Source organism: Aliikangiella aequoris (assembly GCF_053709105.1).
The window spans coordinates 1,022,105-1,039,403 of the sequence record NZ_CM132298.1; the positions used below are offsets into that span (position 1 = coordinate 1,022,105).

14 protein-coding genes are annotated in these 17,299 nt (G+C 38.2%); 5 read left to right on the top strand and 9 right to left on the bottom strand.

What is annotated here, in order from left to right:
- Positions 1–171: 171 nt before the first annotated feature.
- From ACUR5C_RS04500 to ACUR5C_RS04520, 5 genes are all read right to left on the bottom strand, one after another.
- Positions 172–2,067 (bottom strand): putative bifunctional diguanylate cyclase/phosphodiesterase, encoded by a 1,896-nt coding sequence (locus ACUR5C_RS04500; protein ID WP_454467168.1) that lies wholly within the window; start codon positions 2,065–2,067, stop codon positions 172–174.
- 3 nt (positions 2,068–2,070) lie between these two features.
- On the bottom strand, positions 2,071–3,636 hold the full coding sequence (locus tag ACUR5C_RS04505) for a sensor domain-containing diguanylate cyclase (protein ID WP_454467169.1): 1,566 nt from the start codon (positions 3,634–3,636) through the stop codon (positions 2,071–2,073).
- The gene (locus ACUR5C_RS04510) at positions 3,629–4,123 is read right to left on the bottom strand and encodes a hypothetical protein (protein ID WP_454467170.1); all 495 of its coding nucleotides are present in this window, start codon (positions 4,121–4,123) and stop codon (positions 3,629–3,631) included. Before ACUR5C_RS04510 ends, ACUR5C_RS04505 begins: the two co-directional genes overlap by 8 nt.
- A 14-nt stretch (positions 4,124–4,137) precedes the next feature.
- Entirely contained in the window at positions 4,138–5,355 is a 1,218-nt protein-coding gene (locus ACUR5C_RS04515; RefSeq protein ID WP_454467171.1) for a hypothetical protein, read from the bottom strand.
- 485 nt (positions 5,356–5,840) lie between these two features.
- A complete protein-coding gene (locus tag ACUR5C_RS04520; protein ID WP_454467172.1) occupies positions 5,841–7,955 on the bottom strand; it encodes a TonB-dependent receptor plug domain-containing protein in 2,115 nt (704 codons plus the stop codon).
- 357 nt (positions 7,956–8,312) lie between these two features.
- Here ACUR5C_RS04520 and ACUR5C_RS04525 point away from each other — a divergent pair, with 357 nt between their 5' ends.
- On the top strand, positions 8,313–8,855 hold the full coding sequence (locus tag ACUR5C_RS04525) for a hypothetical protein (RefSeq protein WP_454467173.1): 543 nt from the start codon (positions 8,313–8,315) through the stop codon (positions 8,853–8,855).
- Between the two features lie 146 nt (positions 8,856–9,001).
- On the opposite strand, the gene ACUR5C_RS04530 is transcribed toward ACUR5C_RS04525, so the two are convergent.
- On the bottom strand, positions 9,002–9,220 hold the full coding sequence (locus ACUR5C_RS04530) for a GDCCVxC domain-containing (seleno)protein (protein WP_454467174.1): 219 nt from the start codon (positions 9,218–9,220) through the stop codon (positions 9,002–9,004).
- Positions 9,208–9,597 carry an organomercurial transporter MerC gene (gene merC, locus ACUR5C_RS04535; protein ID WP_454467175.1) on the bottom strand — a complete coding sequence of 130 codons (390 nt, stop codon included), beginning with the start codon at positions 9,595–9,597 and terminating at the stop codon, positions 9,208–9,210. The genes ACUR5C_RS04530 and merC overlap by 13 nt, the downstream gene beginning before the upstream one ends.
- Positions 9,598–10,027: 430 nt before the next feature.
- Here merC and ACUR5C_RS04540 point away from each other — a divergent pair, with 430 nt between their 5' ends.
- The 4 genes from ACUR5C_RS04540 to ACUR5C_RS04555 all read left to right on the top strand — a co-directional run bounded on the left by ACUR5C_RS04540 (position 10,028) and on the right by ACUR5C_RS04555 (position 15,648).
- On the top strand, positions 10,028–10,765 hold the full coding sequence (locus ACUR5C_RS04540) for a methyltransferase family protein (RefSeq protein WP_454467176.1): 738 nt from the start codon (positions 10,028–10,030) through the stop codon (positions 10,763–10,765).
- 672 nt (positions 10,766–11,437) lie between these two features.
- Positions 11,438–12,862 (top strand): hypothetical protein, encoded by a 1,425-nt coding sequence (locus ACUR5C_RS04545; protein WP_454467177.1) that lies wholly within the window; start codon positions 11,438–11,440, stop codon positions 12,860–12,862.
- 654 nt (positions 12,863–13,516) lie between these two features.
- Positions 13,517–14,374, top strand: coding sequence for an OST-HTH/LOTUS domain-containing protein (locus ACUR5C_RS04550; RefSeq protein ID WP_454467178.1), 858 nt, complete (start codon positions 13,517–13,519; stop codon positions 14,372–14,374).
- Between the two features lie 204 nt (positions 14,375–14,578).
- A protein-coding gene (locus tag ACUR5C_RS04555) for an IS3 family transposase (RefSeq protein ID WP_454467179.1) occupies positions 14,579–15,648 on the top strand; the annotation gives its coding sequence in 2 pieces (ribosomal slippage) (positions 14,579–14,828 and positions 14,828–15,648; 1,071 coding nt in all).
- Positions 15,649–15,699: 51 nt separating this feature from the next.
- Here the strand turns inward: ACUR5C_RS04555 and ACUR5C_RS04560 are convergent.
- Positions 15,700–16,740: an IS481 family transposase gene (locus ACUR5C_RS04560; RefSeq protein WP_454467180.1), complete on the bottom strand. Its 1,041-nt coding sequence runs from the start codon at positions 16,738–16,740 to the stop codon at positions 15,700–15,702.
- 105 nt (positions 16,741–16,845) lie between these two features.
- Positions 16,846–17,223 (bottom strand): hypothetical protein, encoded by a 378-nt coding sequence (locus ACUR5C_RS04565; RefSeq protein WP_454467181.1) that lies wholly within the window; start codon positions 17,221–17,223, stop codon positions 16,846–16,848.
- Between the last annotated feature and the right edge of the window lie 76 nt (positions 17,224–17,299).

Consider the following 17,299-nt stretch of genomic DNA (forward strand, 5'->3'; position numbering starts at 1 on the left):
TTATCAAAAAGGAGTCACTGATATTGTTGTGTGCGGTCTCAAACTGACTCCTTGAAACTTTAAAAAGTCCGTGTTGTGTAAAATTCGGATTGTAAAATGTTGCAGCAACTAGGGGCTAAGAAAAAAACTTTTCAGATTACAAGCTACAGGCTACAAGCTACAGGCTACAGGCTATCGAGATTGATTGTTCTGGTTTAAAGTGAACTTAACGAAATCTTTCACAGGAACAGGCTTTGACCAGTAGTAGCCTTGGGCTAACTTACAGCCCATCGACTTTAGTAAGTGGGCACAGTTATTGTCTTCTACCCCTTCAGCGATATTGGCGAGCCCCAAAGATTGGCTCATATTAATAATTGCTTGTACGATATGCTTTTGTGACTGATTAGAGGCTAGCTCGGTGATAAATGACCGATCGATTTTTAGCTTGCTTGCTTGGAATAAATCGAGATAGTTTAGGTTAGAATATCCTGCGCCGAAATCATCAATTGCAAACTCGCAGCCTAGCTTTACCAAGCTATTGATTTGCGATTGCGCGAATTCTATTTCATCAAAAAATAATGACTCAGTAATTTCTAAGTAAAGCATTTCGGGGGCAAGTCCACTGGTGCTTAACGCAGTGGTTACGGTTTTGTTTAGGTTACCTTTTCTAAACTGAACCGGTGATAAGTTGACGGCAACCGCAATATTTTTAAGGCCCTGTTCAGACCATTTTCTGGCGTCCATACATGCCTGCTTAACTATCCATTGCCCTAACGAGTTAATTAAACCAGACTCTTCTGCAATAGCAATAAATTCGTCGGGGAATACCATGCTGCCATCTCTTCTATGCCAGCGAATTAAGGCTTCGGCCGCGACAACCGAGTTACTTGTTAAGTCAATTATAGGCTGGTAGTAGAGTTGAAACTCCTGCTTATCAATACCAATTTTTATTTCTTTTATTAAACTAAGTTTGCGCTTTATCGATAATTCCATTTCGGTTTCGTAAAAACAGAACTCAGAATTGGTTTTTCGTGATTGAATTAATGCGCTTCTTGATTTTTTATGTAGGCTTTCAAAGTCGTTGCCGTCAAATGGAGCGACTGCGACGCCCACTGAAATTTCGGGATCGATATCAAAATCTTGAGTCGATATAGGCTGCTGAATTGACTGCAATATTTGCTTTGAGAACTCTTCTAGCAGAGCGTACTCGTTAGATATTTTAAGTAATACAAATTCGCTTCCAGAGCCACGGTATAGCCTGGTGTTTTCTAAAGTGAGTTGGCTGAGTGCTTGCCCGATACTTTTTAATACAATGTCTCCAATATCGCTGCCAAGCGTCGAGTTGATCACTTTAAAGTTGTTAATATCTAAGCATATAAGTGCTAATTTACTGGTGTTGTCGAGCTGGCTGAAGAGCTGTTTAAACTCGCTTTTTGCTTTAATTAAGCTTGGCAATTGGGTAGTAAAGTCAATTTCTAAATCGCGCCTAGCCGTTTCTTCTAACTGTCTGTATTTTTGGCTTTGCGCTTTCAAACTGGTCATAATTTGCGCAAATAGACGCGTTACTAGGTACATACTGACAACATACATAGCGAGTAAAATGATAATATTATTAAACTTGCCCCAAATCGACTCTTGGCTACTGTCGTAACTAGAAACCAGGCCTTTTACTTCAACATTTACAAAAAGTAGTAGGCTGGCCACTAGGTAAGCGAGAATAGCAATGCTTGGGCCCCATCCACTTAGCATCACCGAGAAAATAAGAATACAAGGATAAGCAAATAATATGGTGGCGTGAATGCCGTTTAAATGCCATGCAATATAAGAACAAAATATGGTAATAGTCCACATAGTAATAATGGTGACTAGGCTACTTGTGTCCTTAGAAACAAAAAAATACAAGCCAATAAAAAGCAGAACTAGAACGCCGTACTCAAGGAAAAATCGGCTATCGTGAAAAATATAGCTATTGATAACTGCAAAAATCGAGACTAGGACTAAGTAAAATAAAAACTCTTTAATAAAGGCAACTTTTTGCTGTGGCGTTTGAAGCCTGAGTAACGAACTTAATGCGTAACTTAATTGCACGGCTTAAACCTCGTCACCTTCATAAAACTGAACATTTCTTTTGCTTTTGTCCTGTTTATTTAGTTTGGCTTTATACATCGCTTTATCTGCATTTTGATACAAAGTGGTTAAGTCTTTTCCGCCTTGTGGGTAAAAAGCAACGCCAACACTAAAGGTGTATTTTATCGTCTTTCCTTCAAACACGATTCCTTGCTGAACTTCGTGCTGTATTTTTTCTGCGATTTGTTCAATCTGAAAATATTCGCTTGCTTCAATGATTAAAACAAATTCGTCACCGCCCCATCTAACGGCTACATCTGACTGGCGTAGTGAGGCATCTAATGCGTTAGCGAAATGTTTTAATGCTGCGTCGCCAGCGGCGTGGCCGTCAATATCATTAATGGGCTTAAAGTCATTTAAGTCGACTAATACAAAAGCAAATTTTTTCTTTAGCTGAATAAACTGCAAAACGGTTCTTTCTGCAACCGAGCGATTAAAAAGTTGAGTGAGGTTATCAATATCTACTTGTACATTTAAGTCATCAAGTTCTTTTTTGCGTTTAGTGATATCGTTAAAAGTTAATAGGTAATAAATCTTGCCGTCATCAGAGCGCACCGAGTTGATAAGCACTTTTACCCATGTGTCCTTAGCCGTTCCGCTATTGGTAAGTTGATACTCGCCTACATGAAACTCTTCGTCAAAAATTGATAGCTTAGACTCGTTAATAACTTCGCTACTATCTATAAAAAGCTCGCACATAAATTCGCCAAAATTTCTTTTAGAAGGTAACCCGTTGTTAATTAACATGGTTTTAAAGGCTTCATTGGCTAAAGAAATTGTGCCTTTGGGCTCGATTAACGCGATTGGTGAAATAGAGTTTTCAAACAGCATTCTAAACCGCTTTTCGAGTGATTCTATTTCTTGCCTAAGCTCTCTTTCTTGTTTGAATTGTGTTTCGGTCTTATGGAGTAGTTGGTTTATATCTTTAACCAAGGTACCTATTTCACTCTCGTTGTTCATACTTGGGGTGCTTAGCCGGGTTGAAGTGCCGGGCGTGATAGTATTCAGTGATTTGGCTAAGTGACTTAATGGTCTAACAATAAGAAAAAAGCTAACCATTAATACCGCCAAGGTAACGATTAACCCTTGAACATTAATCGCGATAGCATTGTCATAGCTAACATTGTTGGCTTTGTTTTGAATAAACTGAATGTCTGGCTGAATAATAACCTGACCAATGCTAGTGTTGTCTATAAATGGGTGATTGACGGTGAAGTATTTTAAGTTGGGTGAGCTGGTGTTGATTGTGCCAAAGTTAACTGTTTTTGAATGCAGTGCAGCGGCTTTTATAATGCGGTTAGACAGTAGTCCATTGACGACTTCTTTTGCAAGCTCTTCATCTTCTACAAAAGCAGCAATCGAGGCGGTAGGTGATATCGTTTGATATATTTGCTCTATTGCTCTTTCCGAGTTGTCCAACTCTTGATAGTAGGTCACTCGGTAAAATATTTGCGAAGACACAAAGCCAACCGCGAGCGCTGCAAATAGAACAACTACCGCTAGTCGTGTCAGTAAACTATTTTTATTCATTAATTTTGTAAACTACCTTTAGCTGCTCGGTGACATCTTGTTGATAAATATAAACCACAGCGTCTTTATTTTTTTCTAAATAAGCGAGTGCCTGTTGTGCAGAATCAACTGCTAATGGGGGGCGCATTCTGCCGGTGAATTGAATGCGAGACCAATAAGCATTTACGCGGGCCAAGCTTAGTCCGGTTAAGTTAGCGTAAAAATCTCTCTTTAAAGCTTGGTTCTCAGATATTTCTAGCGGCTTAATGAGTTCACCAGAAGGGCTAGAATGAGTTTTACCCATAAATAAATCGACAACTTCTTCATAGGCTAATTTATCTAGTGAATTATTTTTATGAGTTACCACCACTATCGCATTGCTGTTTACCTTAATATTTTGTGACCAAGTCACCGGGGTAAATAACACGCTAATTAAAAGCGCAGCAGTTAATAGCAGCGCGCGCCTAGCTGGAGGTAAAGCCGGTTGATTATAATGTGTTATATTCATCAAGTTTCCCCCTCCTAAAAGCTAAAGCTGATGCCAAAACTTGTCGTAGTAATACGAGCTTTGGGGGTGAAGGATCTAAATCCTTGGTCGAGCTGCCATAAGCCGTTCCCTGCGTCATCAATTTGAGTTGACTTTATTTGTGCCTTAAAAGCTAAATCTGGGCGAATATCCCAGCGCAGTCCAATGGAATGAGATACTTGATTAGGGCGAAAGAAAGTATTTATTTCTTCCAAAATGAGCACCGCCTCTTGTGCTGGCGCTAACATAGGTACGTCGCCTTCAAAGCGATAGCGTTTCGCGTCGGTAAATGCACTTAGCCAATAGAAAGAATAGTCGTTGTACTGGTAACTTAGGTTTAAGTATCCGTTAAGTAAATTATCAACGATTAAACTTGTTGAATCGATACTTGCTAGCTCTCCACTGAGGGTGAAAGCATCCCAGTAATAAGCCGCATAAATACTAGAGTAATTAAATTCGTGTTGTCTAAGATCAACCTGATCGGCAATGGTTGCCGCCTGCGGCCAAATAAAGGCAAGTGCGTCAAAAATATCGACAACACCTTGAGTGCTTTGATTAATTTTACTCACTTGGGCATTAGAATGACGCAAACTAAAATTAAAATCACTGGATTGCGCGCCAAGTTTTAGCCCTAATACTCGGTTAAACTCTATAGGCTCTTCACTTTCAGAGGTTACCTCTGCCTCCATTTGCCCATATGAAAATATGGCAGAATAGCGCCATTGGTTTGCACGTGTTGAATAAGATATATCAATACCATCTTGGCTTCGCGAAGGAACCAGACCATAAACTTCGTTAGGAACGCTGGCCCAAGAATAGGCAATGCCAATATCGCGCACTTCGCTCAGTTCAAATAAGTTAACTGGAATTCGACCCGCTCGCAGAGTCCAGTTGTTGTTAGCAATATATCTAACCAAGGCCATGCGGGTAAACCCATCAAAATTTTGCTCTTCTTGGTCGCGTATAATCCATTGGGTCACAATATCCCACTGCGGTGCCAAGGTCATATCAATTTGATAACCTAAGTTAGAGTGAGGTTTTAACGAGTATTCGCCTTTTTGGACGCCGTCGTTTGCCGAAATATCGTTTCGGTAACCAAAATTTTTATGATCATTGGCGGTAACTATAATGCTTCCAAAACCACTAGTGTTAACTTCTATAGCGCTACTACAAAAGGGGAGGCCTAGTAATACCAGAGTGATTAGAACCTTCATTTATTATCCAAGTTTTGTTCTAACGAGTGACTAGGTTTAAATATAGGACAGATTTCTAATATTGCAACGCTCAAAGCTAAACCGCAAGGCTTAAGTTGCTTATCGCAATTAGCCTTTTAATACTTCTATGGTCCTGATTTTAATAGGTTTTATGGTCATTTCTCTGGATTAAGTTAGCGTGTAACTGGAATTTATAGGCAATAGAAATTACCCACAACTGCGTTATGTTAACCTGTCTGATTACAACAGGCATTTACTTACGTTGCTTGTATTAGAGCGACTTAGCCAGAGCATTTGTTGGTTTATCTACTTAGAGGTATACGATTAGCATTAGGGTTAGCTAGGAAATTAGTGCGCTAAGCGCGTTTGAAAGCGCCTTAAAGAACACTCAAAGACGGCCTAATTGAAGGAGTTAGCATCCGGCTAAACACCCATTTTAAATTGTTTACTTAATTGGAGAGTTGCTGCAGCGGTTATCAAACAGGCTAAAACTGATACTCAATTCCGGCTAAATAATTGCGCCCGGGCTGAGGAATTAATAGGGTTGAGCTATCGCTAGTTCCTATGTGGTTAATTTTTTGATTAAAAATATTATTTAGCCTTAGATTCCAGCGCCAATTAGAAAATATTAACTCGCTCCTAAAAGCTAAGTCGGTAGAAGCATAAGTTGTTGAGCGTTGTTGAGTTGGGGTTAATTGCAAAGAGGGTAAAGTCTCAGGCTCAGAGATCCATCGAGTATCTAAAGATAAGCTAAAATCATCCCATTGATAACTGGCTCCCAATGAAATTTTATGAGGCGACACTAAAGGAACGTTAGTTTCACCAGAGTCGGTCTTTGCTACTGCATGAGTATAGGCGTAATTAAAGTAATAATTTAGGCGCTCTTGTTGTGTTTGTAGCGATAGTTCTATCCCTCGAGATAAGTTTCTCCCTATGTTTTCAAATCTTGTTCCAATGGTAAAATCATCAGCAAATCGGTTATAGATTGATTCTTGAAATACATAATTGATTAAGTTTTTCGAGTTTGATTGATAGATGCTGGTGCTAAGTAAAATGCTTTTATTTAGCATATGCTGCCAAATCAATTCTGAGTTTTGTACTCTTTGATTTTTCAAGACAAAGTCTTGACTCGTATTGGGCACCATAATAAAAAATTCATTTCCCCACTGCTCATTTATATAATTTAATGACGGTGCTTGAAATGCCGTGCTATAAATTAATTTGAATGTGTTCTTACTATTTAATTCATAGTTTAGTGCTACGCGAGGGTTAAACGAATTGTCGTATCTTTTTGAGTATTCATAGCGAGCTGAAAGCAGTAGAAATAATTTAGTGTTGAGTTCTAAATTAAGTTCAGAAAAAACAGCGTACTTTGACTCCCATATTCTTGTCGTTTTTAGCATGCTGAGTGTACTGCTATTTAAAGGAATTTCTGGCGAACCAAAGACAATGTCATTGGCATACGGAGGAATACTTCTAATTTTATCTAATTCCATACCAATAAGGATATTCGAGTCGTTAAACACAGGAAATCGATAGGTTGCTTTTAACTTTGCGCTTTCGTCTAATCCTGTTTTATAAAAAGGAGTTATTTGTGTGTAGGTTTCATCACTAAACTCTAAAAATTTCGCTTCACTATCAAGAGAGAACCTTTGCAGAGTCGCCTTAATATCTAAGTCGGCATTATCATGCTTGCTTTGCCACTGAAACCAAAGTAAATCGTTGTTAAAACGCCACTGATTTTCTTTATTTAAAATGGTTAAAAATGGGCTTTCTCCTCTTCCTAAGCCTCTGCCATTTCCTTCGTTAAATGCCTGTCGGTAATAACCGCCACTTAAGTTCGCATTGCGCCATTCTAACAGTAAATTATAATCATCAATGGGTTGTTCAAACTCTTGCTTTAACGGCGGCTGGTATCTTGCTATTGCATTGCTATAGCCTGTGCCTTTAAATTCAAGCCCATCACTGTAGAAGCTTCTCGCATAAAATCTTAACCATTTGTCATCTGCCCAAGAAAACTGGCTGTCTAGGCGTAAATCACGAGTATTAAAGCTGCCGCCAGCAATGGCTAACTCGGTTTTATCACGCGCTATTTTTTGAGTAGTTTTTATATTAATCACACTAGAAAACGCGTCACTACCGTAAATCACCGAAGCGCCTCCATAGATAATTTCAACGCTGTCGGCCATATCAAGAGAAATAGAGTTGCCTACTGATAAATGTAGCCCGGTTTGTGAGTTAAGCTGTTGGCCATTTAGCAACACTAAAAAGCGATCGTTGCCCTTAATTCCGCGTATAGTATATAGCTCACCATACCAATGGTTATTATCAACTATATCAACCGATGGAATTCGTTTCATTAGATCGCTCAAGTCTCTTATTTGCATACGATCTAAGGCGCGTCTATCAAATACCATCACGCTGGCGGGTGTTTGTTGGAGATTTAAGGAAGTGAAAGATGCGCCGGTAATTTTAACCTTAAGTAACTCTTCTAAAGTCAGCGATTCAATTGATTCTACCGAATATAAGCTAGAATCATGAGGAAGGGCTTGTAAACTGCTAAAAAATAACGATAGTGCCGGGAGAATTATCGTTTTCACCAGAATAATCTCCCTCTATTTTTGAATTGTATGTGTATATCCAAAATATAGGCACGCGATGCTCAAAAATCAAGCAATCTCGCATCTTCTGTCTATTGTTTAGCTATCTACAGAAAGCAGACCAGATGCTAATTCTACTAGAGCTAGAGCTTACCTGACGTTTCCAACTAAAATGCTAGGTTTAAAGTCTGGTAAATAAAGGCGTACGCATATATCAATGGGACAGGTGACTTCAATGATTACTTAATTAGTATTTAATGAATACCTAATGAGTATTCATGTCATTAAAAACTATGTTATCTTAGTTGATGATGGTGTCGTTGAGATTAACTTTACCTTAGAATCGATGGTGAGTGAATGTTTAAAGGTTCATTAGTTATTATTTTAGCTCTCAGTTTTGTGTCTTGTCATAGTTTAGCTAGTACACAATATAGAGGAATGATTTCAGCTAAAATTGTTGAAAAAAATGGTCATGTTTATGGTGGATATGTAGGGCTTGAAGATGAAGGTGTTTTTGAAGACTCTCAAGTAATATATTTTTATCAAGATAGAGGTCAAAAAGTTGCGCTAACCAAAAAGAACCTATTGATTGATAGTTCTAATGCACATAAATACCATTTGGTACTTAATATCGTTGAACGAGTCAATGACAATTACAAAGCTGAGTTGATCTTTTTTCACAATTCAATGGTGTATGATGACGAAACTCAGGATTATGTGTTGGTCTCTAAAGAAATTAAAAAAGCACTAGTTGATGGCATATTAAATACAGAAAGCAACTTTAAATTTATTGATGACGAAAAACCTAATTTTATTGTTTCAATAGACATAGACAGAATATTTGATAAAGAAGAGATTTTAGCTAAGTTAAAGAAAAAATTAGCAAATCAAACTAAATAATTGATAAGGAAAAATAGTTATAGCGACAGCTAACCTACACTGATAAATAAGTTTGAAATATGAAATTCAAATAGTCAGAAGCTCTTTGTTAATAACAAACTTTTTCGCTTCCAGTTGATTGTTGACTTCATTGTAATTGTGAATGTTTAAACCTTTTTGCAACAATTACTTCCCTCTTGGATTGGAGGGCAGTCTACGGTGCCGTAGGAGCAGTAAACACAACAATCATTTTTCAGCGGCTTTAATAAAGTTTTACATCCCTCACATTCGTAGTACCACTGACAAGCATTTGTTGGCATGGTTTCAACTTTACTAAACCCACATTTAGGACAAGTGATTTTTGATTGTAGTTTTATCGCTTGCATATTGGTTCCTTAACGGGCTTTACAATATCCAATACTGACAAAAGAATCATGGATGTGATACCAAAGTAAAATAAATAAGTGCTCCAAGCATATTGCCACAAAGGGTAAAGTGTTAACAGTACAGCAATTGGACCCATAACGCCTAATAAACCTCTTGCTAGATGTTTGTGTTGATAGCCGTTATATAAATTGACTAGCAATGCTAGGGAAGCGAATACCGGCAGCAAGGTGTTAACCGCTATGCTTTCAAAATGTGAAAGAAAGCCAAGCCCAAGCGCTGAAGCTAGTGATCCAAGTGCGGGGAAGCATGCGGTGCAGCTTAGTGCTGCTAGCCAAACCCCGCCAGAGCCAATCTTATCTAAAATTTTATTAATCATAATAACCTCAATTTTTACGGCATTATAAACGCTGTACATTGGTACAGGGTCAATAGCAAATCGTGTAAATTTAGTTAGGGGTTGGTGGATTGGCTATCTCTACAATGATATTTGCTATCTCAAGTCATGTTTTAGTCTTTAAGAGCATCCTATCGATCCGAGCCTTTCGGCACTCTCTCGGTACTCTCTCGAAAATTTACCATTAATTTTAGAGTGAATTTTCAACTTGGTTAATGCTCTAGCTAAAATTAAATTTGGAATAGCTTGGCTTAAAAAAAGAATTTTTAATGAATAAAGTCACCCACCTCACGAATGCACTTGACTTAGTGTCTTTGAGGAATAGACTGGAGCCGAACATTCGATGTGTCTGCCGCGAAGGAGTCGTGGGTAGGTTTTCTCAAGAAAGTACCTAAAGATTAAGGAAGTTTTTATGCAATCTATTCAGTCGTTATTACGTTTTATTTATTCCGTTATTTGTTATTCTACCGGTGTGGCTTCTTTAATTATTTTTATCTTGTTTGTTAGCGATTGGTTGCTGCCAAAAACGGTTAACACTATGTCGGTAAATGGCTCGCTATTGAACGCGGTATTAATCAATTTACTCGCACTCAGTCTATTTGGGTTGCAACATAGCCTTATGGCGAGGCGTTCATTTAAATTGTGGTTAACTCGTTTTATTCACCCTAGCATGGAGCGTTCAACTTACATATTAAGTACGGCTTTTGTGATAGTGCTAATGTGTTATATGTGGGTGCCTATGGGGGAAGTTGTTTGGCAAGTTCACTCGCAAACTATTACGCTCCTCATTCAAAGTATTGCAGTTTTTGGTTGGACTTTATTATTGGCTGCCACTTTTATGCTCAATCATTTTGAGTTGTTTGGACTAAGCCAAACATTTAATCCCTTAGTTGGCAAGGCGCCATTCGAAACGGGCTTTAGAACACCTGGCATTTATAAGTTTATTCGTCACCCGATACAAACCGGGGTACTTATCGGTATGTGGTCGGTCCCGCTATCAACTGTGAGTCATATAATGTTTGCTGGGGGTATGAGCATTTATATAGTGGTTGGGCTTTATTTTGAAGAGAGAGATTTAGTGCGCGACTTTGGTGATGATTATTTAAATTACATGGCGCGAGTTAAACGTTTAATTCCTTTTGTTCACTAGTGGCAGCTAACGAATACCAGAATACCAGAACAGCTATAGCCTTTTCTAAACACTATCTTGTAATACCATAATCAGTTTTTCTGAAGACTAGTGTTTTCTTAATTTTAATATTTAACCACAATATGTCCTGAATAAATCTAAATCGATAAAATTATTCTCATCAAACGCAGAGAAGGGCGCTTTAAAGTTATGTTTTGGTTTATGGTATCAAGAAGGGATAAAAATGGATGCCTTGTGTTTTCTGTGTTTTATTTTCAGCTACACTGCTATTTGACTTGAATTGAAAATAGCGCTTAATGCACACCCTAATGCTCCCTCTTCTCAAGCCATTCTAAGCGTATAATTTATACAAGTTGTTAAGACTAACTAAAATAAGTATTTTTGATGGTGACTTGAATAAATATTTGCCATTGATTGACAGGGAATTGGAAAGATTACAGAAAAACGATATCAAAATACGCTTTTCTTTTTAGATAGACTATGATTATAAACTAAGTGTTTAACTGGATAACGAACAATTTATTAAAGGGAACAGGGCTTACCATAGCTTAAGAAACTGGTGCAAATGAATAGCAGTTGAGCTCATAGAATGTGTACCTTTGGCGCTATTGCTAGCCCTATCAACATGGATGTTTTCTAAAGCTTTAATCACAAATTCTGTATGGTGAATTCATGAAACTAGGTATTTTAATAGGCGTGCTTCTGATGGTTGCTTCATGTTCAACTGGGCCGACGGAAGAGCAAAAACAGCGTTGGGCACAGTTGGAAGCGCAGCGAGTAAAAAACACAGAAGACCTAGTTGATATGTTTGTTTCAGAGGTTTGGAATAAGCGCGCAGACCAAATTTATCAAGATCGAAACTGTCACAATCATGGCCTCAATAGATTCTGGTGTGGACATAAGCAACTCTCAAAACCATTACACTATACGTCTCAAATGAGCAGCGAATATAAAAATTGCAACCCAACAGATTGGGCACGTAAAAACCTAGCCATTGCGGGTGCTGGGCGCTATGATTTTAATATTAAAAAGTATTCGTTAAGTTCCAAGTTAACCTACGATTTTACTAGGGCAGTAAGAGTTAGAGGTAAGAAAACTTGTTTGGGTCCTTCAAAAATTGGAGATTTTCCAGGACTTACAGATGCTTACAATCCAAACATTAGAACACCATCGCTTGATGCTCACGCTATTAGAAAACGTCTGGTTGAAAAGGGAGTGCCTCTATATTACTGCTTTGAGGAGCGGTGGGCGATAGAAAACTACGATAAAAGAAATACTAACACTCAACGACTTAGGTGCTCTATAAGTATGGGTAAGCCCTTTGGTGGTCCTATGGGTATTTTCCCCATGCTAGATTTTTACTTTGAAACTAAGAATGGCAATATTATAAGATTTGAAATGGACAAGCTGCATCTCACACCAGAGGAGACTACCAAAACATTTGCTCAGGTGTTCAATGCTAGGTTTAAAGAACCGCAGTATGAAGATAAGGTACGCGACTATGTGGCAGCAGTTAAAGCGTACATTCAAAGGAGATATGCAAAGCAAATGGCACAATATCGTGCACAAGATGAGTATTATCGAAAGCAAGAACAAAAACGAGAGGCAGAAATCTCAAGGTTAAGAATGAAAGCTTTTAGCCAATCTCTGCAACAAACAGCGAATGAGTTAAAAAATTTTACTGTGCAACAACCTCCTCGAGTAGCCTCAAGTAGTTTGCCAGCTAAAGATAGTGAATCTTCAAAACGTAGCACTCAGGTTAGTACTAAAGCCGTGCGGAAATGTTCTGCAGCTGACAAGAATTGCAATCCTGAACCTTATGTTTTGTGTGAACATAAAAAGAAAACTTATAGCTGTCATAAGTACCCCATTGAGTATACTGCTGGAATGTGGCGGAGTAAGGCGCCTAATACAGCTAGGGTGTGTATGTATATTTTCGGTAACGATAAAGAAGCTGTATGGCAAGAGGCCTTTTCCCGTACCCATCTCTTTTCAAGCGGGCGCGACTCTACTTCTCCCGACCCCAAAAATTTATGTTTAGATCGCTGTGAGGAATATGCCCAAAAATATAAAAAAGTTTGTACCGGCATGAAGTAATTGGAAAAATCTGGCCGAGAAAAAGCAATACACCTTATAGAGGTTGTTTGAAGGTAATTATGCGTTTGGTCTTAAGCAATTACCTTTAGATAAGTTAGGAAAATGAATATTAGGACAGCCATAACTATTTCTTAATACTATCTTGTAATACCATAATCAGTTCTGCTGGAGACTAGTGTTTTCTTAACTTTAATATCTAGCCACTATATGCCCTGGTTGAATCTAGTTCGATAAAGTTATTCTCATCAAAAGCAGAGAAGGGCGCTTTAAACTTATGTTTTGGTGTTGTAGTATTACGCAGGTATGAAAATGGATATCCCGTTGTTCGATAAAAGGTGAAGAGTTTACTGTCTATTTTGGTGATGATAGCGATCCGGTTTTAACAGGTATTGACGGCGATAAAGCAATCCTTCGTCATAGAGGTAGAGTGGGAACCTTTTTTTAAAACAAGAAAACTTAGTGCTGGAGATAGCATCTATATCAAACAACTAGCTGATAAAGAGTATTTAATAAGTACTAAATAGAGCAAAACAAACTATCAGCGGATTAGTTAAAGTTAAGTATATTTTGGAAAGGAAATTATAGTTAGTGTACTATATCATTACTCTTTAACTCCTTCTGAAGTCTATGGGAACGCTAGCGACAAGGAAAGAAATGCCTCAACAAAAAAAAGAATTAGCTCGCCAAGCTTTAGGTGCAGAAAGGGACGAAATCTACCAAAAGATCGGCCGAAACGTCATCCTCTATCAACAGCTGGAACAGCTACTAAAACATATCGTTGTAAATAGTGGGCTTTCTGCACCAATAAGCCAAATAAAAAAGCTCCAAGACGCTAACCGAAAAAAAGCTAATACAACTACCATGGGGATTTTAGTCGGTCGATATGTTAAAAGTATCGATCCTAACAGTCCCGACGATGAGCCGAGTGAAGCTGAAGTCACTGAAGCAATGCTATCTTACCGATTCCATGTAGAAATGGATGAGAGTTGTTATGAATCGAAAAAAGAAGCCCTCTCAAGAATTGTCGAAGGAAGAAATAAACTCATTCATCACATTACCTCAGAATATAATTTTCAGTCCAAAGTTAGTCTAAAAACACTCAGTAAGGAACTTGAGAGCCAAGCTGAAGAAATTCGAAAGGAAGTTAATGAGTTAAAAGTGATTTCAAAAGCAATGATACAAACTCAAAAGGAATATGTCAGTTACTTATCGACCGAAGAATTCCTAGCTTACTTCGAGCTTGATTGGCTAAGAACTAGCCGAATAGTTACAACGCTAACTGACATACTCGATCAATTGGCTGATGAAAGCGGCGCAGTTTCTTTAACCGTCGCCGGTCAACTTCTAGATAAGCACGTCCCTGAAGAAAAGGCAGCAATGAAAGAGCGCTTTGGATATTCATCGCTGAAGCAATTAATTCTAGCGACAGGACTATTTGAAGTTGTGGAAGAGCCAACTAATAAAGGTGGTTGGAAAGTACTCTACAAGCTTAAAACTGATCTATTAAAATGAACATCAGGACAGCCATAACTATTTCTATGTAATTAAAGAAGGGTCAATTGATAATCTAGACATTCATTGTATACTTGAACTAAAGAAACACTCTAATTAATAAGGATAAACATGAAAAATTTTAGTGCGATACTGTAACTATCCCTTAAAATAATACAGCTTAACCGTAGAATTTTCTTTAAACTAACCTAAGAGGTTTTACACATGAGCAAACGAATGAATGAAAGCCAAATTGTGGCGATTTTAAAAGAAGCAGAAGCAGGCATGTTAGTAAAAGATATTTGCCGAAAGTACAACATCGGCAATTCAACCTTTTATAAATGGCGTGAAAAATATGGTGGCATGGAAGCGTCGGATGTAAGGCGTTTAAAAGAGTTAGAAGAAGAAAATCGTCGTCTAAAACAAATGTATGCCGACCTTAGCTTGAAGTCACAGTTACAGGAAGAAATTATAAAAAAGCTGTAGTGCCTGTTGTTGAGCGCAAAGTTTGGGCAAAAGAGTTGCAATCCACTTACACCATTAGTATTGCCCTCAGCTGTCAAATAACAGGCATGAGTCGTACCGCTTATTATTACAAACCCCAATTATCAAACGATGGTGAGATTATTGACGCACTCAATCAGCTGGTTGAAAAGCATCAACGCTGGGGCTTTCCTAAATGTTATAAGCGCCTCAGAGCTAAAGGGTATCGTTGGAATCACAAACGTGTTTACCGTATTTACACGGCAATGAAGTTAAACCTAAGGAGAAAAAATAAGAAACGACTTCCACCTCGTCAACCTGAGCCATTAGCCGTTCCTAACAAACTTGGCCAAGTTTGGTCGATGGATTTTATGAGTGACACTTTACACAATAAAGTGCGCTTTAGAACGTTTAATGTCATCGATGATTATAACCGTGAAGTATTAGGCATTGATATTGGTACAGGCATGCCAGCGTCAAAGGTTACTCGTTATCTTGATAGATTGGCAGCTTGGCATGGTTACCCTAAAAAAGTACGAGTTGATAATGGTCCAGAGTTTACCTCGTTTGAGTTTATGCAATGGGCAAAGCGGCACAAGATCACGATTGATTACATCAAGCCAGGTTGCCCTTATCAAAATGCTTATATCGAACGGTTTAATCGTACCTATCGACATGAAGTTTTAGATTTGTATATTTTTACGAATTTACAAGAAGTGATGGATATAACCGAAAACTGGATAACGCTTTATAATACAGAAAGGCCTCATGATTCATTGAATGATATGACGCCTGTGGAATATAAATTGTAGTAGCTCAGACTTGATCTGACAGTTACCCGTTTTTTAACGGTATCTGTCAGTTTAGATTTGAGCTAAATTCTTTTCAGCCCAAATCAATTTACCATCAAGTAAAGTTTCATTTGGCGTTCTGCCACAGCACATTTTACCTTGATGAGTTCGATCATTGTTATAGTATTCCATCCAAACGTCCAGATCTTTTTGTATCTCTTCCATCGTTGTGTAAAGTTTTTTCCTAAATGTGATTTGATAAAACTCATTCAAAATGGTTTTATGAAACCTCTCACAGATGCCGTTAGTTTGCGGCGACATCGGCTTTGTCTTGGTATGGTCAATATCATTGATTGCCAAGTAAAGTTGATAATCATGATGCTCTACGCGACCACAGTACTCGGTTCCACGATCAGTCAAAATGCGCAACATAGGCAATTCATGTTGATTAAAATATGGCAACACTTTGTCATTTAATATGTCAGCAGCAGTGATTGGTGTTTTGGTTGTGTAGAGTTTTGCAAAGGCGACTTTACTGTAGGTATTAATAAAAGTCTGCTGATAAATTCGACCAACACCTTTAAGGTTACCCACGTAAAACGTATCCTGAGAGCCGAAATAGCCTGGATGAGCAGTTTCTATTTCACCACAAGCTTCGTCATCATGTTTCTTTTTTTCAAGTGCAGCAACTTGCGCATCGCTTAAAATGATACCGTCATTAGCGACTTTTTCCTCAAGTGCTTTAAGGCGCTTTTTGAAGTTTTCCAGATCATGACGAAGCCAAATTGAACGAACACCGCTGCCAGAAACAAACACGCCTTGTTTGCGCAACTCGTTACTTGTTCGATGCTGGCCAAATGCTGGTTGCTCTATCGCATAGGCCACAACAGCTTGTTCTGTCGCTTCATCAACTCGGTTCTTAGGGTTGGCTTTCCGCCTGGTCTTTTCGATTAAGGCATCAATTCCACCTTCTTCAACCAGTTCTTGATAACGATAAAATGTATCTCGTGAAACGTCCATCACCTTACAGGCTCTGGAGACATTATTGAGCTCTTCAGCTAGATTTAATAAACCTGCTTTGTGTTTAATGATTGGATTGTTAGTATGTAGCATGAGAGTTACCTTTTGTTTTGATTTAAAGATTCGACACCTTTATCAAAACGGGTAACTCTCTTCTGGTCAAGCTGAAGTGTCAGATGAAGTCGGAACTAATACATGTTAGGGGCACACACCCTCAGAAATTTTAATTGTTTTTATTTGACTTAATTCAGGGAACTCTTTCTTAAAGTACTCCCAGTTTTCGTTCGTTATCGTACTGGCGGTTTCACCGGATTTAATGTGATGAAATTGCCATTCAATTACCTGCCCTTTAAAATTTTCATCGTCATATTTCGACTCTGAACATGCAACTACAAAATTTTTGCCAACACCTATTTTAATAATGCGTTCACCGAAAATGTGATGCCCTTTTCTATTAAATACCTCTAAGCTTTTTGCACCTTCTACATATTTTAGTGTTGCAGGTAATTTGGGTAATTCTGTTTTACTACAGGCGCAGGCAAGAAGCATAAATAATGATACTAGAATATTTCGCATAACTCTCTTGTGCTCCTAACATTGTAGTTAACCGATTTAATATCCGATTATTTAATTTTCAGATATTAACACATTT

What these genes read in the sequence shown, in the direction of transcription:
- ACUR5C_RS04530 (WP_454467174.1), bottom strand. Translation starts at nt 9,220, where the DNA reads ATGCAAGCGATAAAACTACAATCAAAAATCACTTGTCCTAAATGTGGG.
- ACUR5C_RS04540 (WP_454467176.1), top strand. Translation starts at nt 10,028, where the DNA reads ATGCAATCTATTCAGTCGTTATTACGTTTTATTTATTCCGTTATTTGT.
- ACUR5C_RS04560 (WP_454467180.1), bottom strand. Translation starts at nt 16,740, where the DNA reads ATGCTACATACTAACAATCCAATCATTAAACACAAAGCAGGTTTATTA.
- ACUR5C_RS04525 (WP_454467173.1), top strand. Translation starts at nt 8,313, where the DNA reads ATGTTTAAAGGTTCATTAGTTATTATTTTAGCTCTCAGTTTTGTGTCT.
- ACUR5C_RS04505 (WP_454467169.1), bottom strand. Translation starts at nt 3,636, where the DNA reads ATGAATAAAAATAGTTTACTGACACGACTAGCGGTAGTTGTTCTATTT.
- ACUR5C_RS04545 (WP_454467177.1), top strand. Translation starts at nt 11,438, where the DNA reads ATGAAACTAGGTATTTTAATAGGCGTGCTTCTGATGGTTGCTTCATGT.
- ACUR5C_RS04515 (WP_454467171.1), bottom strand. Translation starts at nt 5,355, where the DNA reads ATGAAGGTTCTAATCACTCTGGTATTACTAGGCCTCCCCTTTTGTAGT.
- ACUR5C_RS04550 (WP_454467178.1), top strand. Translation starts at nt 13,517, where the DNA reads ATGCCTCAACAAAAAAAAGAATTAGCTCGCCAAGCTTTAGGTGCAGAA.
- ACUR5C_RS04510 (WP_454467170.1), bottom strand. Translation starts at nt 4,123, where the DNA reads ATGAATATAACACATTATAATCAACCGGCTTTACCTCCAGCTAGGCGC.
- merC (WP_454467175.1), bottom strand. Translation starts at nt 9,597, where the DNA reads ATGATTAATAAAATTTTAGATAAGATTGGCTCTGGCGGGGTTTGGCTA.
- ACUR5C_RS04565 (WP_454467181.1), bottom strand. Translation starts at nt 17,223, where the DNA reads ATGCGAAATATTCTAGTATCATTATTTATGCTTCTTGCCTGCGCCTGT.